General features: G+C 35.6%; 21 protein-coding genes. 6 read left to right on the plus strand and 15 right to left on the minus strand.

The genetic code is table 11. The features are described from left to right. Positions 1-24 precede the first annotated feature (24 nt). The 6 genes from EG849_RS08850 to EG849_RS08875 all read right to left on the minus strand — a co-directional run bounded on the left by EG849_RS08850 (position 25) and on the right by EG849_RS08875 (position 5,639). Positions 25-1,245, minus strand: a complete 1,221-nt coding sequence (locus EG849_RS08850; RefSeq protein ID WP_125012722.1) for a bifunctional folylpolyglutamate synthase/dihydrofolate synthase — start codon at positions 1,243-1,245, stop codon at positions 25-27. A gap of 11 nt (positions 1,246-1,256) precedes the next feature. After that, the gene (locus EG849_RS08855; RefSeq protein WP_125012723.1) at positions 1,257-2,048 is read right to left on the minus strand and encodes an energy transducer TonB; all 792 of its coding nucleotides are present in this window, start codon (positions 2,046-2,048) and stop codon (positions 1,257-1,259) included. A gap of 46 nt (positions 2,049-2,094) precedes the next feature. Next, positions 2,095-2,493 carry an ExbD/TolR family protein gene (locus EG849_RS08860; protein ID WP_125012724.1) on the minus strand — a complete coding sequence of 133 codons (399 nt, stop codon included), beginning with the start codon at positions 2,491-2,493 and terminating at the stop codon, positions 2,095-2,097. Positions 2,494-2,496: 3 nt separating this feature from the next. Next, entirely contained in the window at positions 2,497-3,201 is a 705-nt protein-coding gene (locus EG849_RS08865) for a MotA/TolQ/ExbB proton channel family protein (RefSeq protein WP_125012725.1), read from the minus strand. A gap of 73 nt (positions 3,202-3,274) precedes the next feature. Continuing rightward, positions 3,275-4,501: a Glu/Leu/Phe/Val dehydrogenase dimerization domain-containing protein gene (locus tag EG849_RS08870; protein ID WP_125012726.1), complete on the minus strand. Its 1,227-nt coding sequence runs from the start codon at positions 4,499-4,501 to the stop codon at positions 3,275-3,277. 70 nt (positions 4,502-4,571) lie between these two features. Then, the gene (locus EG849_RS08875) at positions 4,572-5,639 is read right to left on the minus strand and encodes an anhydro-N-acetylmuramic acid kinase (protein WP_125012727.1); all 1,068 of its coding nucleotides are present in this window, start codon (positions 5,637-5,639) and stop codon (positions 4,572-4,574) included. A gap of 97 nt (positions 5,640-5,736) precedes the next feature. On the opposite strand from EG849_RS08875, the gene EG849_RS08880 reads away from it, so the two are divergent. Both EG849_RS08880 and EG849_RS08885 read left to right on the plus strand, forming a co-directional pair. Further along, positions 5,737-6,879: an acyl-CoA dehydrogenase gene (locus EG849_RS08880; RefSeq protein WP_125012728.1), complete on the plus strand. Its 1,143-nt coding sequence runs from the start codon at positions 5,737-5,739 to the stop codon at positions 6,877-6,879. A gap of 97 nt (positions 6,880-6,976) precedes the next feature. Beyond that, on the plus strand, positions 6,977-9,391 hold the full coding sequence (locus tag EG849_RS08885) for a hybrid sensor histidine kinase/response regulator (RefSeq protein ID WP_125012729.1): 2,415 nt from the start codon (positions 6,977-6,979) through the stop codon (positions 9,389-9,391). Here the strand turns inward: EG849_RS08885 and EG849_RS08890 are convergent. Together EG849_RS08890 and EG849_RS08895 are read right to left on the minus strand one after the other, a co-directional pair. Continuing rightward, on the minus strand, positions 9,388-10,725 hold the full coding sequence (locus tag EG849_RS08890; RefSeq protein WP_125012730.1) for a sigma-54-dependent transcriptional regulator: 1,338 nt from the start codon (positions 10,723-10,725) through the stop codon (positions 9,388-9,390). The genes EG849_RS08885 and EG849_RS08890 overlap by 4 nt on opposite strands. A 546-nt stretch (positions 10,726-11,271) precedes the next feature. Further along, entirely contained in the window at positions 11,272-11,571 is a 300-nt protein-coding gene (locus EG849_RS08895) for a hypothetical protein (protein WP_125012731.1), read from the minus strand. A gap of 297 nt (positions 11,572-11,868) precedes the next feature. On the opposite strand from EG849_RS08895, the gene EG849_RS08900 reads away from it, so the two are divergent. From EG849_RS08900 to EG849_RS08915, 4 genes are all read left to right on the plus strand, one after another. Further along, positions 11,869-12,834: a M28 family metallopeptidase gene (locus EG849_RS08900; protein WP_125012732.1), complete on the plus strand. Its 966-nt coding sequence runs from the start codon at positions 11,869-11,871 to the stop codon at positions 12,832-12,834. Between the two features lie 26 nt (positions 12,835-12,860). Continuing rightward, entirely contained in the window at positions 12,861-13,538 is a 678-nt protein-coding gene (locus EG849_RS08905) for an SDR family NAD(P)-dependent oxidoreductase (protein ID WP_125012733.1), read from the plus strand. A 15-nt stretch (positions 13,539-13,553) separates the two neighbouring features. Next, entirely contained in the window at positions 13,554-14,153 is a 600-nt protein-coding gene (locus EG849_RS08910; protein WP_125012734.1) for a SprT-like domain-containing protein, read from the plus strand. Between the two features lie 75 nt (positions 14,154-14,228). Further along, positions 14,229-15,287, plus strand: a complete 1,059-nt coding sequence (locus EG849_RS08915; RefSeq protein ID WP_125012735.1) for a mannose-1-phosphate guanylyltransferase — start codon at positions 14,229-14,231, stop codon at positions 15,285-15,287. Positions 15,288-15,343: 56 nt separating this feature from the next. On the opposite strand, the gene EG849_RS08920 is transcribed toward EG849_RS08915, so the two are convergent. From EG849_RS08920 to EG849_RS08950, 7 genes are all read right to left on the minus strand, one after another. Further along, a complete protein-coding gene (locus EG849_RS08920) occupies positions 15,344-16,231 on the minus strand; it encodes a TlpA family protein disulfide reductase (protein WP_125012736.1) in 888 nt (295 codons plus the stop codon). Positions 16,232-16,248: 17 nt separating this feature from the next. After that, complete coding sequence (locus EG849_RS08925; RefSeq protein ID WP_125012737.1) at positions 16,249-17,031, minus strand: ABC transporter ATP-binding protein; 783 nt, start codon at positions 17,029-17,031, stop codon at positions 16,249-16,251. After that, the gene (locus EG849_RS08930) at positions 17,028-17,774 is read right to left on the minus strand and encodes an MlaE family ABC transporter permease (RefSeq protein ID WP_125012738.1); all 747 of its coding nucleotides are present in this window, start codon (positions 17,772-17,774) and stop codon (positions 17,028-17,030) included. The genes EG849_RS08925 and EG849_RS08930 overlap by 4 nt, the downstream gene beginning before the upstream one ends. Positions 17,775-17,902: 128 nt before the next feature. Then, positions 17,903-18,754 carry a glycosyltransferase family 2 protein gene (locus tag EG849_RS08935; RefSeq protein ID WP_125012739.1) on the minus strand — a complete coding sequence of 284 codons (852 nt, stop codon included), beginning with the start codon at positions 18,752-18,754 and terminating at the stop codon, positions 17,903-17,905. A 9-nt stretch (positions 18,755-18,763) separates the two neighbouring features. Continuing rightward, a complete protein-coding gene (locus EG849_RS08940) occupies positions 18,764-19,294 on the minus strand; it encodes a methyltransferase domain-containing protein (protein WP_125012740.1) in 531 nt (176 codons plus the stop codon). Between the two features lie 225 nt (positions 19,295-19,519). After that, a complete protein-coding gene (locus EG849_RS08945; protein ID WP_125012741.1) occupies positions 19,520-20,578 on the minus strand; it encodes a 3-oxoacyl-ACP synthase III family protein in 1,059 nt (352 codons plus the stop codon). Positions 20,579-20,701: 123 nt separating this feature from the next. Then, positions 20,702-21,076 carry a group III truncated hemoglobin gene (locus tag EG849_RS08950; RefSeq protein ID WP_125012742.1) on the minus strand — a complete coding sequence of 125 codons (375 nt, stop codon included), beginning with the start codon at positions 21,074-21,076 and terminating at the stop codon, positions 20,702-20,704. Positions 21,077-21,090: the final 14 nt, after the last annotated feature.

Below are 21,090 nucleotides of genomic sequence, written 5' to 3' on the forward strand. Positions count from 1 at the left end.
TCTGCAAGCATTTTTTTTAAATATTTACAAAATTTCTGCAACTACAAAGGTACTTCCGCCGACATATATAAAATCGTTTTTGGAGGCGTTGTGGTTGGCTGCTTCATAAGCTTCTGAAACAGAATTAAATGCTTTTCCGTTAAGTTCAAATTCAGATGCTTTTTGATGTAAAATGGAAGCGTCTAATCCACGAAAAATATTTGGCTTGCAGAAATAATAGTTTGCATTTTTTGGAAATAAAGGCAGGACATCATCTAAATCTTTGTCATTCACCACGCCTAAAACGATATGTAAGGTGTCGAATTCTTCTCTTGACAACTGTTTCATCACGATTTCAAGTCCGTGTTTGTTGTGTGCCGTGTCGCAAATTATTTTTGGATGGGTTCCCAGTTGTTGCCATCTTCCTTGCAAGTTGGTATTTTTAACAACATTCCAAAAACCATTTTTTATATTTTCTTCCGAAATTTCAAATTGATTCTGACTTTGTAACACACGAATGGCTTGCAAAACCGTTTTCTTATTGTGTGTTTGATAATCTCCCACTAAAACAGATGGATAGGTTTTTTCGATCAAATCAGAGGCAAAAAAGATTTCAGATTGTGTTTTTTTTGCTTTGTTTTCAAAAACAGGTTTTGTTTCCGACGTGTATTCTCCAATGATAACAGGAGTTTTCGGTTTAATAATTCCTGCTTTTTCAGAAGCAATTTTTTCAAGCGTATTTCCTAAAAACTGAACGTGATCCAAACCAATATTTGTTATCACAGAAAGTAGTGGGGCAATTATATTTGTAGAATCTAGCCTGCCACCTAAACCAACTTCAATTATCGCAATATCGACCTTTTCTTCGCGGAAATAATCAAAAGCCAGACCAACGGTCATTTCAAAAAAACTCAACTGATTCTCTTCAAAAAAAGATTTGTGGGACTCGATGAAATCGACAACAAAATCTTCGGAAATATCTTGGCCGTTAATTTTTATTCTTTCGAGAAAATCTTTTAAATGTGGGGAAGTGTACAATCCAGTTTTATAACCCGCTTCCTGTAAAATAGACGCAAGAAAATGCGAAGTAGAGCCTTTTCCGTTTGTTCCGGCAACGTGAATGGTCATGATTTCCTTTTCAGGATTTTGGAGATGATTCGCCAATAAAATAGTATTGTCCAAATCTTCTTTATACGCTGAAGCACCTTGTGTTTGGTACATCGGCAATTGACCGAACATCCAGTCTAAAGTTTCAGAATAGTTCATTTAAAGGAGTATTATTCGCCTAATTTAAAGTTTACGACAATAAATCCGGTTTGTGTTTCTGGAGCATCTGAATCGGGTTGCCATTTGTATTTCCTAGCAGTTGCCAATGCGGGTTCTACCAAGCAAGGATTCGTATTTGTAGTTCCTTTTGCATATTGTGCGGCAATCACATTGCCGCTTCTGTTCACGGTTATCTGAACGACAACTGTTCCAAATTCATTGCACTTTTGAACCTCCTTGCCGCTGTTGCTGAGTTTTCTTCCATTCAAACCCCAGCCTTTACCGCTATTTCCAGTTCCGGTACCATAATAAGAATTGGCATACGGACTTCCGTTTAAAGCACCTTTGTTACCAGGCGTTTTATCTGGACCTTCGCCTTCGGTATTTTTTCCGTCAGATTTTGGTCCGTTTAATAAGTTTGACAAAGCATCTGAAGTGCTTTTTGAAGGTTGTTGTTTTACAACAGGTTTTGGTTTTACGGCTTCTTCTGCTGGTTTCTTCGTTGGCTTTTTGGTTTCTGAAAGAACAGGAGCGTCTTCCATATCTTGCGTTGTCAATTCTTCAGCGCTTGGTGTTGGTTGAGACGAAGAAGTGGGTTGTGGTGCTGATTGCACGGTTTCAGTAGAAGTTTTATTTTCTCCCGAACCCATTTCGGTATTGCCAAAATTAATTGCAATACCGTTTTCAGGTGGCGGATCCATATATGTAAGGCCTAAATAGAAAAAAAGAATAAGCAAGACGGCAATAATTGCTGTGCTTATGCCAAATGATCTTTGCTCTTCTTTTGTTTCTAAATATTTCATAATTTATGAATAAGATGTTCGTTTTGTTATTAATGTGGCTATAAGATTATTTTGGACGAACAGCCAAAACCACTTTTATTTGATTTTTATTGGCAATATCAAGAACGCCTACCGCTTTTTCAATTGGCACGCCTTCTTCAGCTCTTAAAACAATTGCTTTTTCTTTTTCGGTAGCTGCAGCAAAAATTCCAAGTAACCTGGATTCTAATTCAGCTTCGGGAACTTCTTCTTTGTCGATAAAAAATTTCAAGTCTTTGTTGATGCTCACAGAAATACTTTTATTGCTGTCAGTTTTGCCTTTTGCTTTTGGCAATACTAAATCTAAAGCGTTCGTGGTAACCATCGTTGACGTAAGCATGAAGAAAATAAGCAATAAAAAAACGATGTCGGTCATTGACGACATATTAAATTCTGGAGTTACTTTATTTCGGCCTCTAATATTCATATCTTAAGTTGGTTCATTTAACAAATCAAGGAAATCTACCGCATTGGCTTCCATTTGATAAACTACTTTATTGGTTTTTACCACAAGGTGATTGTATCCAATAAAAGCAATAATACCCACAACAAGTCCTGCAACCGTAGTGGTCATTGCAGTATAAATTCCTTCGGCTAAAGCACCAACTTCAATTTGTCCTCCTGCGCTTGCCATTTTATGAAAAGCTAAAATCATCCCGATTACTGTTCCCAAGAAACCAAGCATTGGTCCGGCTCCAGAAATAGTTGCCATCATACTGACATTTTTTTCAAGCTTGTAAATTTCAAGTCTTCCTGCGTTTTCAATCGCCGTATTGATGTCTTCTAATGGTCTTCCGATTCTTGAAATTCCTTTGTCAATCAGCCTCGAAACAGGAGAATTACTTTGCGCACAAAGCATTTTCGCGCTATCAATTTTTCCGGCAAGTATATTTTCTCTAATTCTATTCATAAAATTAGCATCAACTTTTGAAGCTGCATTGATGACCATTATTCTTTCAAAATAAATGTAAAGAGCAACGAAAAGCAATACGCCTATTGACAGCATAATTATTTGTCCGCCAATTCCACCGCTGGTCATTAAGTCCCAGATTGGTAAGGTTTTTTCAGTTGAAACTTCTTCTAAAACTTGTTGTGCCGCTACCGAAGTGGTGTCTGCTTGAAGAAAATATGCCATATAAATTAATTATTGTTTATTAGATAACGTTGTTAGGCGAAGTTAATTGTTTTATAGAAAAATTTATCAATTATTAGACCAATTGTTTCAAGGCAATTTCAAACGCAGTGGCGCTGATGTTTTTCTTGTCTGAATTTAAATTGTGCGCTTTTTGAATTGCATTTTTGATGGTTTCAGAAGTATCGTTGAAGATCGCTTCGTCTGTCATTTCTACTTTTTTCTCCATGAAATAAGCAAAAACTCTTGCCATGCCGCAGTTTGAAATAAAGTCAGGGATTAAGCTTACTTTTTGATCCGTAGCTTCCATAATTGACCCGAAGAAAATTTCTTTATCAGCAAAAGGAACATTCGCGCCACAAGAAATTACTTCTAATCCAGAAGCCGTCATATTATCTAATTGCTCTTGCGTAACCAATCTTGAAGCAGCACACGGAGTGAAAATTTCAGCACCGATTGTCCAGATTTTTTTGTTGATTTCCTCAAAAGGGATCATTCCGTCAGCAACCAACTGGTTTCCGTTTTTGTTTACGAACAGTGTTCGGATTTCTTCAAAAGTGAATCCGTTTTCGTTGATAACACCTCCGTCACGATCAATAATTCCGATAATTTTTGCTCCAGAACTTGCCAAATAATAAGCTGCCGCTGAACCCACGTTTCCAAAACCTTGAACAATCGCTTTTTTGCCTTTAATGCTTCCACCGTAAATATCATAGAAATGGCGGACTGCTTGCGCTACGCCAAATCCCGTAATCATATCTGCAACGGTGTATTTTTTATTTACATCAGGAGAGTAATTTGGATTTTCGATCACCTTCACAACACCTTGGCGCAATTGCCCGACTCTGTTGATTTTGTCAGCTTCTGTTGGTTTGAAATGTCCGTTAAAAACACCTTCTTGCGGGTGCCATAGGCCACATTCTTCTGTCATCGGAATCACTTCGTGGATTTCGTCAACATTTAAATCGCCTCCGGTTCCGTAGTAGCTTTTCAATAATGGAAAAACTGCCTTGTACCATCTTTCTAAAACGCCTTTTTTTCTTGGATCATTAGGGTCAAAGTTGATTCCAGATTTTGCACCGCCAATTGCCGGTCCAGAAACCGAAAATTTCACTTCCATTGTTTTTGCCAATGACAACACCTCGTTCATATCAAGACCTTTTCTCATTCGGGTTCCTCCACCTGCAGCGCCACCGCGAAGCGAGTTGATTACCGTCCATCCTTCTGCTTCTGTTTCGGCATCTTTCCAGTTGAATACAATTTCAGGTTCTTTATTTTCGAACTTATGTAATAAATCTTTCATTTTTTAAGTTGTGTTATTTATAGAATTGCAAATATAGTTTTAAAGTTAAGAGTAACAAAGTTCGTTCTCTTTACGGCAAATAAATTTTTCCAGAACTATGATCGTGTTTTGCGCCCGTTACGCTTGCCAAGGTATTAATTTCGTTTCTCAATTTCAACACGCCCAATAATCCAAAGATCAGGGCTTCCTTAAATTGGATGGTTTTATCATCGGGAATATCAAAAGTCATTTCTGGCAGGAAGTGCTTCATTCGTTCCATCAAAAAATCATTGTAGGCGCCACCGCCGGTCACTAAAAAACGTCCGGTTTTTTTAGGTAAAGCCAAAGCTGTTTGAAGGGCAATATGTTCAACGAAGGTTCGCAATTTGTCTTCCAGAAAAAGTGGCTGTTTTTCAATCAACGGAAGCACGGTTGTTTTTACGAATTCAAAGCCCAGTGATTTTGGATGTTTGGTTGAATAATATTCAAGCGAATTTAATTCGTTCAAAAGAGATTCCGAAATGGCACCGCTTCTTGCGATTTTTCCTTTATCGTCATAATTCAAGCCTAATTTATTGGCATAAAAATTCAAAACCGTATTTACCGGAGAAATATCAAAAGCAATTCTATTTTTATTTTCTTCAAAAGAAACATTGGAGAAACCACCAAGATTTAGGCAATATTCATAATCTGAAAAAAGAAAACGGTCGCCAATCGGAACCAACGGAGCGCCTTGTCCGCCTAATTCCACGTCTTGGACCCTGAAATCGCAAATGACTTTTTGATGTACTAATTTCGAAATATTCGGAAGATTTCCGATTTGCAATGTGAATCCGTTTTGTGGCTGGTGCAAAATCGTGTGTCCGTGAGAACAGATTCCGTCTAAATTTTCTAGCTTATTTTCTTGGATAAAATTCGAAATAATTCCTCCTAATAATAAGGTGTATTCCTCGTTCAGCGTTTTTAGTTCGTCTTCTGAAAAATCAACGGCATTTTTTAATTTAGAAATCCATTCTTCAGAATACGGAATCGCATTTGTTTCTTGAATTTCAAAAAACCATTTGTTTTCCTTATTTTTGAGAATAACATGGGCTAAATCGACTCCATCCAAAGATGTTCCTGACATAACCCCGATAACGTTATAGTTTTCCTTAATCATACTGCCAAAATTAAGTATTCTTATTGAAAATTTGATAATTAATATTTACATTTGGGCACAAAAAAAGAACAAACCGCAAATAATACCTTTATACATTATGGATTTTAAATTAACCGAAGAACACTTAATGATTCAGCAAGCAGCAAGAGATTTTGCTCAAAATGAATTATTGCCAGGTGTAATTGAGAGAGACGAACACTCAAAATTTCCAACAGAACAGGTGAAAATGATGGCTGAACTGGGTTTCATGGGAATGATGGTTGATCCAAAATATGGCGGTTCTGGATTAGACAGCGTATCGTATATTTTGGCAATGAAAGAAATCGCAAAAGTGGATGCTTCTGCGGCTGTTGTAATGTCAGTGAACAATTCATTGGTTTGTGCAGGTTTGGAAAAATACTGCAACGAAGACCAAAAACAAAAATATTTAGTGCCTTTGGCAAAAGGAGAAGTGATTGGCGCATTCTGTCTTTCTGAGCCAGAAGCGGGAAGTGACGCGACTTCGCAAAAAACAACAGCCATTGATAAAGGGGATTATTACCTGATGAATGGTACAAAAAACTGGATTACGAACGGCGCAACGGCTTCCACGTACATCGTAATTGCGCAAACAGATGTGGAAAAAGGGCACAAAGGAATCAACGCATTTATCGTTGAAAAAGGCTGGGCTGGTTTTGATATCGGGCCAAAAGAACAAAAAATGGGAATTCGTGGTTCTGACACGCATTCCTTGATGTTTTCTGACGTAAAAGTTCCAAAAGAAAACAGAATTGGTGCGGATGGTTTCGGATTTAATTTTGCCATGTCAGTTTTAAACGGTGGCAGAATCGGTATTGCTTCCCAAGCTTTGGGAATTGCAACCGGAGCTTATGAACTGGCTTTGAAATATTCAAAAGAAAGAAAAGCTTTTGGGAAAGAAATTTCAAAACACCAAGCAATCGCTTTTAAATTGGCAGATATGGCAACGCAAATCAGCGCGGCAGAATTGCTTTGCATGAAAGCGGCTTATGAAAAAGATAACGGCCAGGATATTTCACAATCAGGTGCGATGGCAAAACTTTTTGCGTCTCAAACTGCAATGGATACCACGATTGAAGCCGTTCAGATTCACGGTGGAAATGGTTATGTTCGCGAATATCACGTGGAAAGAATGATGCGTGATGCAAAAATTACGCAGATTTATGAAGGAACATCTGAAATTCAAAGAATCGTTATTTCAAGAAGTATTTTGGCGGATTAAGGTTCAAAATAAATAGATTCAATTGACATCAAAAAATCCAGCAATTTCTGCTGGATTTTTTTTGGAATAAAAGGTTCTAAAATATTATCTTTATCGTATGAGCCAGAAGCCAAGATCGTTAAAATTAAAAGTTATTATTGGATATTTATTGCTTTTTGCAATAGCAGTTTTGTCTGTTTGGTTTATTTATACCGAAATTTTAAAAACCGCAATTCCTAATAAAGATGCGACTTCAGACAACCAGCAAATCATTCAGATCAGTAATGCAATTGCCAATCTTTACGCTTCTGAAGCCGTGGGCAGAAATTCAATCTTGACAGGTTCTTCCTCTGATTATGCGGAATATAATCGACTTTTGGATAGCGTAAATTCTGAAATTGAAAATATAAAAACCATTAGCGATACTACGCAATTATCAAAATTAGATACGATCCAGGGATTGCTTCAAAAGAAAAGAAATAGTATCAACGAGATCATAAAATTCAGAAATTTCTACAACAAAGAATCAACATTTGACCGCGCAGTAAAGGGAATTTATAATGCAAAAGACTCTTTGTATAGGGAGATTAAGCCGGTAAAATTTTCTAAGAAAAATCAATTTACAGAATTTCTTGAAGCGGCATTGACAGAAAAACAATTAGATTCGTTAGGAAGACTGCAACTTTCAAATGATTCCTTGGCAATGGCTTTTGAAGGGGTTTTAACTAAATTAATTATAAAAGACAATAAGTTAAAATACCAGCTTTTTAAGAAAGAGCAGAAAATGCTGGATGAAAATAGAATTATTTCGGATCAACTGAGGATTGTGCTTTCTTCTTTAGAAAAGCAAATTCTAGAGAAATCCTACGTTAAAATTAACGAATCAAAAACGGCAATTGACAATATTATCCAAACCATTGCTTGGGTTGGAGCGATTACTTTTTGCCTGCTGTTAATTTTTGCCTACATCATTATTCGCGATTTGACGATCAACCAAAATTATCGAAACCAACTTGAAAAATTAAATTCTGAAAAAGAAGATCTGTTGCGAAGTAAAATGATGCTTTTGGCAACGGTAACGCACGATATTCAAACGCCGTTGGGAAGTGTAATTGGTTTTTCTGACTTGTTGAAAAATACAGAAATTAACTCGAAACAAAACCAGTATTTAGATAATATAAAGCATTCGTCTAATTATATTTTAAAGCTGGTGAATGACTTGGTTGATTTTTCGAAACTTGAAAACGACCGAATCAAAATTGAGAAGGTCAGCTTTAATTTTAAGGATTTGATTGAAAGCACGTGCAAGCCTTTAGAGCCGAATGCAGAGAATAAAGGAATCGAGCTGAATTGGGATGTGGAAGAGATCTTAGATAATAATTATGTTTCGGATCCTTACCGACTGAAACAGATTCTGACCAATTTGATCTCCAATGCAATCAAGTTTACGCAAGAAGGTTCGGTGGAAGTGGTTGCCAAAATTGAAGAGGGAAACATTGAAGTGTCTGTTTTAGATACCGGAATTGGAATTGCAAATAACAAACAAAAAGCTGTTTTTAAGGAGTTTACGCAAGCCCATGACGGAATTGAAAAGAAATTTGGCGGTACTGGTTTAGGACTGACAATTGCCAAGAAAATGCTCCGTCTTTTAGATGGAAAAATCAAGGTAGATAGTGAAGAAAATAAGGGTTCCATATTTACCATTACAGTTCCAGCGATAAAATCGGGTGTCCAGAAAATTGAAGAAAAGCCTGCTGTTGTTGATTCTCAGTATGATTTTTTACGGAATAAAAGAATCTTGATTGTTGATGATGACGTGATGCAACTGTCGCTGATTAAAGAAATTTTCTTGAATTATCCGGTGAAAGTCACCACTTTGGTGGATGCTTCAAAGGTGCGAAATCTTTTAGAACACGAACAATTTGATTTGGTTTTGAGCGATATCCAGATGCCAAATATTGATGGTTTTGAATTGGTTCGAATTATCAGGAATAATAATAATCCGAAGATTGCTTCAATTCCTGTTATTGCTTTATCAGGGAAAAGAAACTTAAATCCGGAAGATTTTACAAGTAAAGGATTTACGGCTTTTCATCCAAAACCGTTGAAGCTGGAAGAATTATTGCGTTTAATGGAATCGATTTTCAACGGAAAGCCAATGAATGTTTTCGTTCAGGTTGCAGATGCAAAAAGAGACGAAAAGTTGTTTGATTTGACAAGCTTGAATAAATTCACGCAAGATGATCCAGCTTCTTTAAAATTGATTTTGGATACATTTATTGCAAGCGTGGCAGAAAACACTTCGGTTTTAAATGAAGCTGTGGCGTCAATGGACGAGCATAAAATGTCTGAAGTGGCGCATAAAATGATTCCGATGCTGAAGCAGATGGAAGTTTATACCATTTCAGATTTGCTGGAACCCATTGAAGATGCGGTCTTAGATTTTGATAAAACGCAAATGGAAGACTATGCCAATTTGATTTTTGAGAAGTTGGACGAATTGGTGATAGAATTAAAAAAGTGCGTCGATTAAAGGTCGATGCTGTACAGTTTTAATTTGTTGTAAAGCGTTTTTCGGTCAATGTTCAATAGTTTCGCTGCTTTGCTTTTATTAAAACCAGCTTGTTCTAAAGCTTGGCGAATCGCTGCTTCTTCATTTTCTTTCGTATAAAGAACCACCGGAGGATTTTCACTCGCAGAAAGCATCTCCTGAGGCAAGACTTCAATCGGCACAAAGTCTTCCTTTGTTAGGAGAACAGATCTTTTAATGGTGTTTTTCATCTCGCGAAGATTTCCGGGCCAGTCATAATTCATGAACAAATCAATAACTTCATCATCAAAACCTTTGATGTCTTTTTCAAGATCTTCATTGGCTTGCGCTAAAAAGTGATGCGCAAAAATCATGATGTCGTGCTTTCTTTCGCTGAGCCTTGGTGCCTGAATGCAAAATTCATTAAGCCTGTGGTACAGATCTTCACGGAAATCACCACGTTTTACTGCTTCTGACAAATCTTCATTTGTGGCGGCAATAACCCTGATGTCAACTTTAATTTCGTGATTGCTTCCCACTGGTTTCACTTTTCTTTCTTGCAAAGCTCTCAGTAATTGAATTTGAACTTCATAAGAAAGATTGCCCACTTCGTCTAAAAATAAGGTGCCGCCATTAGCCGCTTCAAAATGTCCCACTTTGTCATTTATTGCTCCGGTAAAAGAACCTTTAATATGGCCAAAAAATTCGCTTGAGGCCAATTCTTTTGGAATAGCGCCACAATCCACAGGAATAAAAGGTTTTCCTTTGCGCTTGCTTTGCATGTGGATGGTGTGCGCAATATATTCTTTTCCGGTACCGCTGTCGCCAATAATCAAAACAGACATATTGGTCGGGGAAACCAGGCTGACGTATTCGTGAAGCTGGTTGGAAGTCGAACTGATTCCTTTTACAAAAGAGGCTTCTGAAGTTGCTGTATTATCTTTTTTCGGAGAATTTGCTTCTGGTTTGTCGGTTTTCTTTTTTAAGCACTGCTCAATGGTATGCAGGATTTCATCTGGATTGATTGGTTTTCCGACATAGTCATAAGCTCCCATTTTCATAGCGCTCACAGCAGTTTTAATGTCAGTATAGCCCGTCATCAAAATTACTTGGGTGTTAAAAGAAACTTCTTTGATAGATTTTAAAATCTGGATGCCGTCACTGTCAGGCAATCTGATGTCAGTCAAAACCACATCAAAAACCTGATCTTTAATTGCATTTTCGGCTTCTCTAGCTGTGAAAGCATTGGTAACTTCGTAGCCTTTTTTTTGTAAAAAAGTCTTCAGCATTACACAAAAAGATGTGTCATCATCAATCACCAAAATTTTCGAACTCATAAATGGATTTTATGTTTTTACAAATTTAAAATTTTAAACCAAATAGGAGTGTTAATATATGTTATAAAACAATAAAGGAGATGCCCCCACATCTCCTTTAGTATTCAGAGAATTAAAAAACTCTCTTTTCAACAAACTTAACTTAAATTTTGCTTCTTTATGAACCCATTTATATAGTAAATGGAACTTTTTATTGTAACTAAATACTTGCTTCTATTTGTTTTTAAAACTTTAAGCAGTAAATTATTATAAAGAATTATCTGTGTAATTCATTTTCATATGAGATAGTGAAAAAAGTGTGCCAAACTTAAATGGAAGGTTTTATTTTTTAGGACCCTTATTGTTGTTGGGTATTTGTCAAATATTTCTAAATACTTTGTTTTCTAAAAAGTGTGGAAGTGTGGAAATTCTCCCCAATAAAGTGTGGAAAAACTTAAAAGGGCCTTTAATTCTGGAAATAGATAGAAACAATAAAGGAGATGCCCCCACATCTCCTTTATATTGCAGTGAATTTTACAATTCACCTTTCAACAAACTTAACTTAAACTATGCTTCTTTAATGAATTCTCCTGTTGATGAAAAATAAGCCGTCACTGTTTTGCCATCTTTTGCCAAAACCAATTTGTATTCTCCATCAGCGGCCGTATGTGCTTCTTTTAATGTGTAACCGCCATATTTTGAACTGATGTTTTTCAACACGTCAGCAGGGATGGCAGAAGCTTCAATCGGAGTATATGTTTTTTCTTGTAAGATATTAATCTCATTCGAATTATTTATTTCTGTAGTGGCATCAGCATTAATTCCGAATCCTAATGCGATAACTGTAAGTGCTACAATCTTTTTCATAATATAAATTTTGTGGTAGTTGTGGTTGGTTTAATTTGATGAGGTAAATGAAATAAATGTGCCAAATGTATAATAGCGATGCGTTTTGTGTTCAAAGTCTTGTTTTGCAGTGCTTTGTGTTTATTTTTGAATATTCTTTAAATCTTTTATTTGTGTAATTGTGTAGAATTATACGGATTAATTTGTGGAATTCAACAGAAAAATCTTAAAAAACTGTCTTTTGACTAGAACACGAATTTTGAGGTGTCCATAACTGTTACTTTTTTTTTATTTTAGCAAAACCAATTTATAAGTTCTATGAAAAAAATTTTCTATCTGTTACCCGTTTTTATTTTTGGATGTAAGCCAAACCAATCCATTAAAGCTGATGCGCCTCAAGCGATAAATGAACTTTATCAAGCTAACGAGCAAGAGGTTTCAAAAACGCTTGAATTCCTGACTTCTGATGAATTGGAAGGAAGAGATCCAGGTTCAGAAAGTATGGAAAAGGCAGTTGCTTTCTTGGAAGATGTTTATAAAAAAAATGGCGTAAAACCTTATTTTGTTAGTTACAGAGATACGCTTTCTAACTTTGATAAAATGGCTTACAATGTGGTGGGTTTTATCGAAGGCAATGATCCCGAATTAAAAAATGAGTTCGTTGTTATCGGTGCGCATTATGACCATATCGGAATCGACCAAAAAGCGCTAGGAGATAAAATAAATAACGGGGCAAATGATAATGCTTCGGGAACAACGGCGGTTACGGAGGTTATTAAGTATTTTTCAAAATTCAAAAACAACAAGCGGAGTATTCTTTTTGCTTTCTTTTCGGCAGAAGAAAAAGGACTTTTGGGTTCTAAACATTTGGCAAAAAAATTAAAAGAGAAAAACTTTAATATTTACACGATGCTGAATTTTGAAATGATCGGTGTCCCGATGAAGCGAAATTACACAGCATACATAACAGGTTATGGAAAATCAAATATGGCGTCGAAGTTCAATGAATATGCAGGCAAAAATTTGGTCGGATTTCTTCAGGCTGAATTGACGTACCGTCTTTTCATGGCGTCTGATAATTATCCTTTTTTCACTGAATTTAATGTTCCTTCGCAAACGGTTTGTACCTTTGACTTCGAAAATTATGAATATTACCACAAACCACAGGACGAGTTTAAGTTGATGGATACAGCACACATGACTTCTTTTATCAATGAAATGTTGCCGGTTATTGAAAAAATGACCAATTCAGAAACAAAAGAAATTGCTTTAAAAAATAAATAAGAGAATACTTCTCGCAATTACATATAATGAAAAATATAATTATCTCGGGGACAAGTAGGGGAATTGGTTATGAATTGGCGCTTTTGTTTGCCAATGAAGGACATCAGGTGCTGGCAATTTCCAGAAAAACGCCTCAAGCATTATTAGAAAATAAAAATATTACGTGTCTTTCAGTTGATTTGGCGGAAGAAAATGACTTGCAAAAAGTTTCAGATTTTCTTTCTTCCACTTGGAAAAAAGTAGATGCAATTGTGCATAACGCCGGAGCTTTGGTTTTAAAACCTTTTGCTGAAACGACTTCTGCAGATTTTGAAAGAGTGTACAAAGTAAATGTTTTTGGAGTTGCATCATTAACCAGAATCGCATTGCCTTATTTGAATCCAGGAAGCCACGTTGTTACGATAAGTTCCATGGGCGGTATTCAAGGAAGTATGAAATTCGCGGGTCTTTCCGCATACAGCTCAAGCAAAGGAGCTGTGATTACACTTTCAGAATTGCTTTCAGAAGAATTTAAAGAAAGAGGAATTTCGTTCAACGTATTGGCTTTGGGTTCAGTCCAAACAGAAATGTTAGCAGAAGCTTTTCCGGGTTATGAAGCGCCACTTTCTGCAAAAGATATGGCTGATTATGTTTATGATTTTACTTTAAAAGGAAATAAATTTTATAACGGAAAAGTGTTGCAGGTTTCTTCTTCAACACCATAGATAATTATAAATAAATTGAACGAAACACTTTCAAAATATCTTCCTGAACACGCTGTCATACCTTGTTTTGAATTAATCAGGCTGAATGAAGTTCATCTGAAAATTGTGAACGAGCGAATGACACGCCACGGCGATTATAGAAAAGGGCCGGGTGGGAAACACGAAATCACGATCAATTCAAGCTTGAATAAATACAAGTTTTTAATGACTTTGATTCACGAAATTGCGCATTTGGTCGCTTTTAAAAAATTTGGAAGAAATATAAAGCCCCACGGAAACGAATGGAAATTTACGTTTCAGCAATTAATGGTTCCGTTTATCCGCCCAGAAATTTTTCCGAATCAGATTTTGCCTTTGTTAGCAAAACATTTCAGAAATCCAACCGCAAGTAGCGATACCGATGCCAAATTGTCATTGGCATTGAAACAGTTTGATGCTCAGAACGATAAAAATTATGTTTTTGAATTGCCTGCGGGAAGCGTTTTTAGAATTCACAACGGCAAGATTTTTAAAAAAGGTGCCTTGCGAATAAAACGCTATGAATGCCAAGAAATAAACTCGGGAAGAGTATATTTGTTTAACCCAAATGCTGAGGTGGAATTATTGCCACATTAAGTGTTAAATGAAATTAAAACTATTTTGATTTTAAATTTTAAATCAGAATATTTACTATAGAATAATACAAGTATAATGAATAAAAATTATTTTGCGATTTTAATGGCGGGCGGTGTAGGTTCCCGATTTTGGCCTGTCAGTACCAACGAATTTCCGAAACAATTTCACGATATGTTGGGAACAGGAGAGACGTTGATCCAAAAGACGTTCAGTCGATTGTCAAAGTTAATTCCTGCCGAAAATATATTGATTTTAACCAATGAACGTTACAATGATTTGGTTTTGCAACAATTGCCAGAAGTAAAACAAGAACAAGTTTTGTTAGAACCGGCGATGCGAAATACAGCACCTTGCATTTTATATGCTTCGCTGAAAATTCAAAAGATGAATCCAGATGCGGTGATGGTGGTAGCGCCAAGTGACCACTGGATCGAAGACGAAACAGCATTTGTGGAAAATTTACAGACGGCATTTGATTTCTGTGAAAAAGAAAATGCATTGATGACTTTAGGGATTCAGCCCACTTTTCCAAACACTGGTTTTGGATATATTGAATATAATAAATCAGACGAAAATTCAATTAAAAAAGTAAGCCAATTTAGAGAAAAACCTGATTATGAAACGGCAAAAACATTTTTGAGTGCGGGTAATTTTGTTTGGAATGCCGGAATTTTTATTTGGAGTGCCACTTCAATTACAAAAGCTTTTGAGCAATTCCAGCCTCAAATGAACGCGCTGTTTAATGAAGGTTTGCCCATTTATAATACGTCGGATGAAAAAACTTTTATTGAAGATAATTATGGTTTAGCCGAAAATATTTCCATCGATTATGCCGTGATGGAAAAAGCAGATAATGTGTATGTTTTGCCGGCCACTTTTGATTGGAATGACCTCGGGACTTGGGGTTCTTTATATGAAAAACTACCTAAGGATAATCAGTTGAATGCGGTTGTAAATGCTAATGTTTACTTAGAAAACGCTTCAAATAATATCATCAGAACCGATGCTAAAAAGCTGATTGTAATCGATGGTTTGAACGATTATATTATCGTGGATAAAGAAGACGTTTTACTGATTTATCCAAAAGGTAAGGAGCAGGAAATCAAGAGAATTACGGCTTTAATTTCAAAGTAAATCCAAAATAAAAATCAAAAAAAATCCTGAAACTCAATTGAATTTCAGGATTTTTTTTATTCAAATAAATCTTTTAATTGATTTTCTAAAGTAATTTTATTGAGGTTACCGCTACCTTTCCATTTTCCAATGATTTTGCCTTTTTTGTCAATTAAAATCTTATGGGGAATTCCGTTTAAAAAATAATCTTTTTCTATTTTTGTGTTGTTTTGAGCTATAGAAAAATGTTTCCAATTTGAAATATCTTCCTTTGAAATTGCAGTTTTTAATCTTTCTAAATCAGAATCGATAGAAACGCTGATAATTTCAAATCCAAGCTTTTTATACTTTGCGTAGGCTTTTTTAATATACGGTAATTCTTCCCGACAAGGAGCGCACCAACTGGCCCAAAAATCAATCAAGACATATTTTCCTTTGAAGCCAGAAAGAGCTATTGGTTTGCCATTTATATCGTTTCCTGAGAATAATGGTGCGATGCTTCCCACTTTACTTTGCTTAAAATACTTAAGCTGATCGGCCATTTTTTTTCCGCTTTCGCTGTTCTTAACTTCTGGGGATGCGTTTTTATAAATAGCTTCGTATTCATCATAAAAATTCTTTCCAGGTTGTCTCGAAATTTCTTGTTGAACAAGTTGAAAAGAGTAAAGGGAGTAAGGATGTTTCTTTGTAAAGTTTAAGTTTGCTTTTAATTGCGCAACATCATTTCTGTCTGAAATATTGTATAAATTATCAATATAATAATCAAGCTGTTCTTTCTCAGAAGCTACTTTGGTGGCTTTCAATTTATCGTTGCTTAGCGAAATAATTTTAAAAATGGAATCTCTGCTTTTACTTGTTTTAGAATTTAAGCTTTCTAATTGTTGCTTAATTTCCGACTCTGATAATTGTTGCGCATTACAAGTGAAAGTAAAAAAAGAAATGAAAATAAATAAGAATATTTTCATAATTAGATAATTTTAGTTTATTTATTATCTTCTTCTTCCGCTTCTGCCAAAAGATTTTCTCTTACTTTTTTAAATAAATCAGAAGAATAAACAAACTCAACAATTGATTTGTTTTTCGTTTCTAAAATCTGCTCGTTATCGCCTTCCCATTCTTTTAAACCGTTTTTTAAGAACACAATTTTCTCTCCAATTTGAAGTACCGAGTTCATATCGTGCGTATTGATAACCGTTGTCATTCCATATTCTTTTGTGATTTCTTGAATCAAGACGTCAATCACAATCGATGTTTCTGGATCCAAGCCAGAGTTGGGCTCATCACAAAAAAGGTATTTTGGGTTGTTCACAATCGCTCTTGCAATGGCCACCCTTTTTTGCATTCCTCCAGAAATTTCAGAAGGCATTTTTTTGTTGGCGTCCACTAAATTTACTCTTTCTAAAACTTGGTCCACTCGCTCTTTAATTTCGCTTCTTCTTTTGTTTGAAAACATTTTCAACGGAAAAGCCACGTTTTCTTCCACGGTCATCGAGTCAAAAAGGGCGCTTCCTTGAAAAACCATTCCGATTTCTGTGCGAAGTTCCCGTTTTTCATCTTTGGACAATTCAGAATATATTCTTCCGTCAAAAGAAATAATTCCTTCGTCAGGCGTATGAATTCCTAACAAAGTTTTAAGCATAACTGTTTTTCCAGAACCCGAACGCCCGATTATAAGATTCGTTTTTCCGGTTTCAAAAGTGGTTGAAATTCCCTTTAAAATTTGGGCTTCACCAAATGATTTTTTTATGTCTTTAACTTCTATCATGCGTTTAAAAGTAATTGTGTTAGGATAAAGTTCATCAAAATGACAACAACTGAAGTCCAAACAAATGAAACGGTACTTGCTTTACCAACTTCCAGTGCGCCACCTTTCATATAATAACCGTGAAATGAGGGAATGGTTGCTAAAATAAAGGCGTAAACCATTGTTTTAATAAAGGCGTAAACAATATGGAAAGGAATAAAATCAGTTTGAAGGCCTGTAATAAATTCTTCGCTTGAAGTTAAATTTCCATAAACCGCGGCCATGTATCCACCAAAAATTCCTAAAAACATACTCAATGCAATCACAAAGGGATAAAGGCATAAAGCAATGATTTTTGGAAAAACCAAGTAATTTAAGGAATTGACTCCCATGACTTCCAAGGCATCAATTTGCTCGGTAACACGCATCGTTCCAATACTTGACGTAATGAATGATCCCATTTTTCCTGCCATAATTATGGAAATAAAAGTAGGAGCAAATTCTAAAATTACCGATTGTCTTGTTGCAAAAGCAATCAACGTTTTTGGAATAATCGGGTTGGTCAAATTTAATGCAGTTTGAATGGCGACAACACCTCCGATGAAAAAGGAGATGAAAGCAACGATTCCTAAAGAGTCGATGATCAGGTCATCAATTTCTTTTAAAATCAGTTGTTTCATGTAAGACCATTTTGTCGGTTTGTTGAAGATTTCCTTCAACATCATGAAATAACGGCCAATTTGGGTCAAGTATCTTCTAATCATTGTGATTTTCTAAATAACGGCTAAAATACGAAATTAGTTATGAGTTGTAAGTTATGAATTTATTTTTTTGAAATAATCATAATCTATTAAAGGTTACAAATAAAGATAGAAAGGAAAGAAATGGCACGCTATTTAATTAACTTTTCTTTCATTTTTTTTAAGCGATAGTTTCTGATGAATTTGGCTTGTTCTTCAGTAACCAAAAGTGGTTTTTTGGCCGATTTGGCTTTCAAATAACCTTTGATGTAATCAAAAAACAAAAGCGGTTTTTTCTTCAATAGTGCCAATTTCGCAGAAGCAATAGACGTGATGATAAAACCATAACCTAAAGTATAAAATGCTTCTCCTTGTTTGTAACGCGCTGTTTTGTTGTAGTTTGCGCCCGTCGGTTTTAAATGTTTTATTTTTAAAGATGGATTGGTAACGACTTTCCAGTCATAAAATTTGCAAAGCAATTCGTCAACAGTATCCCAACCCATAGCTGGTTTTAAGTTGCCAATTTGAAGAAAACATTCTTTTCGATAGGCTTTAAAAGCACCGCGAATGTGATCTTTATCGGTAAGATTTTCTAAAATCCAATCACCACTTTTTTCAATGTAAGCAAAACCGCCGGCCATCCCGATTTTTGAATCTGATTTGAACGTTTCCATTATCGTTTCAAAATAATTATTTGGAAGAATTAAATCGGCGTCTAATTTTACAATCACCTCATAATTTTCGTCTAAAATTTCAAATCCTCTGTGAAACGCCTGAATGACTTTGCTTCCGGGAAGATGAATGGCTTCAGATGTTTTTTTTACCAAAGAAATAAAAGGAAATTTTGAAGCAAATTCTTGAACTATTTCTGAAGTTTTATCGGTAGAATTATCATCAACTACTACCACTTTTGACGGGAGCAATGTTTGTTCTGATAAAGATTGTAACGTTAAAGAGATAAAAGCTTGTTCGTTGTGAGCAGGAATGACAATGTAATAGTTCATAATTTCGATTTAAGAATTAAGAACTTTCTCTGCGTAAACAATGTAGTATCTGTTTGTAAATCTTCGTAATAACGGACGAATTCCAAACTTTTTTACCGGATTGGTCCATTTTTTTCTGTCGATGATTTTCCAGTCTGTTTTTTCAAGAAGCCAGTCTAATTGCCAATCTTCAAATTCGTGGTAATGCCGGTCCCACATATCGGTTTTACTGCGATATGCGGATGAAAACCACAAACGCATTGGGATTGAAATCACCAATTTGTCTGATTTAATGTTTTGTAAAACAGTGTAAGGATTCAGCAAATGTTCGAAAATTTCGAAAGCGGTTGTCACCGAATAGTTTTCGTTTTTTAAAGTCGATTGGTCTACATCTAAATCTTCTCCTTTGGTATTTGAAACTGAAAATCCTTCTTGTTTCATAATTTTTGAAAACGGATTTTCGACTCCTAAATCCAAGATGGTTTCAGAAGTGGTGATGTGTTTTTTAAGAAACTCAAGCGTGTGCCCGAATCGTTTATTTGGAAATGTTTTCTCGTACATTTTTTTGACAATTTTCGGGAGCAAAAGTACGACCTTTTTACCGTTTAGGTTCTTTTTAAGCAGTGAAGTTTGTGGATAGCACCGATTGAAGTGAAAATCCTTTTTTGGGGAATGGCTATTTTTTGCTGGAGAAAAAAAGCGACCAGCGGAAGCTCTTTTTTTGACTTGCAAAAAAAGCCATTCCCTAAAAAGATTGTAACTTAAAGCGGGATGGGCTTCTGAAAATTATAATCGATACGTGAAGGCGTTAATGTTCATTCCGGCACCCACCGATGCGAAAAGAATAACATCACCTTTGTGTAATTCTTGGTTTTTAATTTTGCCTTTCATCAGCATGTCATAAAGCGTCGGAACCGTGGCAACACTGCTGTTTCCGTGTTCATGGATGCTCATTGGCATAATGTTTTCTGGAGTTGGGCGGTCAAAAAGTTTGTAAAAACGATTAACAATCGCTTCGTCCATTTTTTCATTGGCTTGGTGGATCAAGATTTTTTTGACGTCAGAAATGTCAATTCCGCTTTTTTCTAAACAGCTTTTCATCGCGCAAGGCACGTTGCTTAAAGCGAATTCATAAATTTTGCGTCCGTACATTTTAATGTAGCGCACATCTGGGTCTAAATCTTTGTTGAACGAATTTCCGAAATACAAATAATCGGCTTCGTCATAAGCAAAAGTGGCGCTTTCATAAGATAAAAGTCCAGTTTCGTCTGGTGATTCCTCTACAATTGTGGCTCCAGCACCATCGGCATAAATCATCGAATCGCGATCGTGCGGATCGATAACTCTGGATAGCGTTTCGGCTCCGATAACTAGGCAACGTTTTGCCATTCCGGATTTAATAAACGCATTGGCTTGCAAAGTGCCTTCAATCCAGCCAGGACAACCAAAAAGAATGTCATAAGCGACACATTTTGGATTTTTTATGCGTAGTTTATTTTTAACTCTTGTGGCTAAACTGGGAACTGTATCTGCCTGTATTTTTCCGTGTTTTACATCACCGAAATTATGTGCAAGAATAATATAATCGATTGATTCTCTGTCGATTTTTGCGTCAGTAATTGCGTTCTCTGCAGCAATGGCAGCAATGTCTGAAGTCAGTAGATTTTCATCAGCATAACGACGTTCTTCGATACCAGTAATACTTTTAAATTTTCCAATAATGACCTCAGTAGAATGGGTAAGAGGCGTACCGTCCTCATTCAAAAACATATGTTTGTGGAAGTCTTGGTTTGTGACTTTTATTTCTGGAATGTAACTGCCAGAACCTATTATCTTGATATTCATTTTGGAAATTTTATATTATGCTAATGTATTAAAAATAAACTTTCTTACATAATAAAATGCTATGCATGCATATAATTATGAATTATTCAAATTTTTAATTTTTTGTTGCTGATAAATAAGTGATTAGGATAATTTGTGCATTTTAATTTGCATAACCGTAGCAATTGACAATGCTTTTGTTTTAATTATTTCTGAATTTTTGCCAGAAAAACTTTCATCAACAGTTAAATTAAAAGTATTCAGCCAGGTTTTAAAGTGTTTTTCATTCAGTTTTTCTTCTTGGTTCAAATCTAAGTGAATTTTCATCACATTGTTAGAATAATCTCCTTTTCCGAACAAGCTTAGATTCCAGAAATCGATAATTTTTGGAAGATGTGTTTCTAAATTAATTTTGGCAACATCTGTGAAAATATAACTTATAGTTTCGTCAGAAAATAATTTGGTGTAAAATTTAGATAAAAGAATTTCTAAATCTTGTTTGGTTTCAATGTCATGCATCCTTAGAAAATTAT

It is taken from the genome of Flavobacterium macacae, from assembly GCF_003865365.1.
Lineage (GTDB): Bacteria > Bacteroidota > Bacteroidia > Flavobacteriales > Flavobacteriaceae > Flavobacterium > Flavobacterium macacae.

Coding starts and splice junctions, on each gene's coding strand:
- EG849_RS08870 (WP_125012726.1), bottom strand. CDS start 4,501: ATGAAAGATTTATTACATAAGTTCGAAAATAAAGAACCTGAAATTGTA.
- EG849_RS08890 (WP_125012730.1), bottom strand. CDS start 10,725: ATGAGTTCGAAAATTTTGGTGATTGATGATGACACATCTTTTTGTGTA.
- EG849_RS08950 (WP_125012742.1), bottom strand. CDS start 21,076: ATGCATGACATTGAAACCAAACAAGATTTAGAAATTCTTTTATCTAAA.
- EG849_RS08880 (WP_125012728.1), top strand. CDS start 5,737: ATGGATTTTAAATTAACCGAAGAACACTTAATGATTCAGCAAGCAGCA.
- EG849_RS08945 (WP_125012741.1), bottom strand. CDS start 20,578: ATGAATATCAAGATAATAGGTTCTGGCAGTTACATTCCAGAAATAAAA.
- EG849_RS08860 (WP_125012724.1), bottom strand. CDS start 2,493: ATGAATATTAGAGGCCGAAATAAAGTAACTCCAGAATTTAATATGTCG.
- EG849_RS08895 (WP_125012731.1), bottom strand. CDS start 11,571: ATGAAAAAGATTGTAGCACTTACAGTTATCGCATTAGGATTCGGAATT.
- EG849_RS08905 (WP_125012733.1), top strand. CDS start 12,861: ATGAAAAATATAATTATCTCGGGGACAAGTAGGGGAATTGGTTATGAA.
- EG849_RS08935 (WP_125012739.1), bottom strand. CDS start 18,754: ATGAACTATTACATTGTCATTCCTGCTCACAACGAACAAGCTTTTATC.
- EG849_RS08930 (WP_125012738.1), bottom strand. CDS start 17,774: ATGATTAGAAGATACTTGACCCAAATTGGCCGTTATTTCATGATGTTG.
- EG849_RS08850 (WP_125012722.1), bottom strand. CDS start 1,245: ATGAACTATTCTGAAACTTTAGACTGGATGTTCGGTCAATTGCCGATG.
- EG849_RS08925 (WP_125012737.1), bottom strand. CDS start 17,031: ATGATAGAAGTTAAAGACATAAAAAAATCATTTGGTGAAGCCCAAATT.
- EG849_RS08875 (WP_125012727.1), bottom strand. CDS start 5,639: ATGATTAAGGAAAACTATAACGTTATCGGGGTTATGTCAGGAACATCT.
- EG849_RS08855 (WP_125012723.1), bottom strand. CDS start 2,048: ATGAAATATTTAGAAACAAAAGAAGAGCAAAGATCATTTGGCATAAGC.
- EG849_RS08885 (WP_125012729.1), top strand. CDS start 6,977: ATGAGCCAGAAGCCAAGATCGTTAAAATTAAAAGTTATTATTGGATAT.
- EG849_RS08900 (WP_125012732.1), top strand. CDS start 11,869: ATGAAAAAAATTTTCTATCTGTTACCCGTTTTTATTTTTGGATGTAAG.
- EG849_RS08865 (WP_125012725.1), bottom strand. CDS start 3,201: ATGGCATATTTTCTTCAAGCAGACACCACTTCGGTAGCGGCACAACAA.
- EG849_RS08915 (WP_125012735.1), top strand. CDS start 14,229: ATGAATAAAAATTATTTTGCGATTTTAATGGCGGGCGGTGTAGGTTCC.
- EG849_RS08940 (WP_125012740.1), bottom strand. CDS start 19,294: ATGTACGAGAAAACATTTCCAAATAAACGATTCGGGCACACGCTTGAG.
- EG849_RS08920 (WP_125012736.1), bottom strand. CDS start 16,231: ATGAAAATATTCTTATTTATTTTCATTTCTTTTTTTACTTTCACTTGT.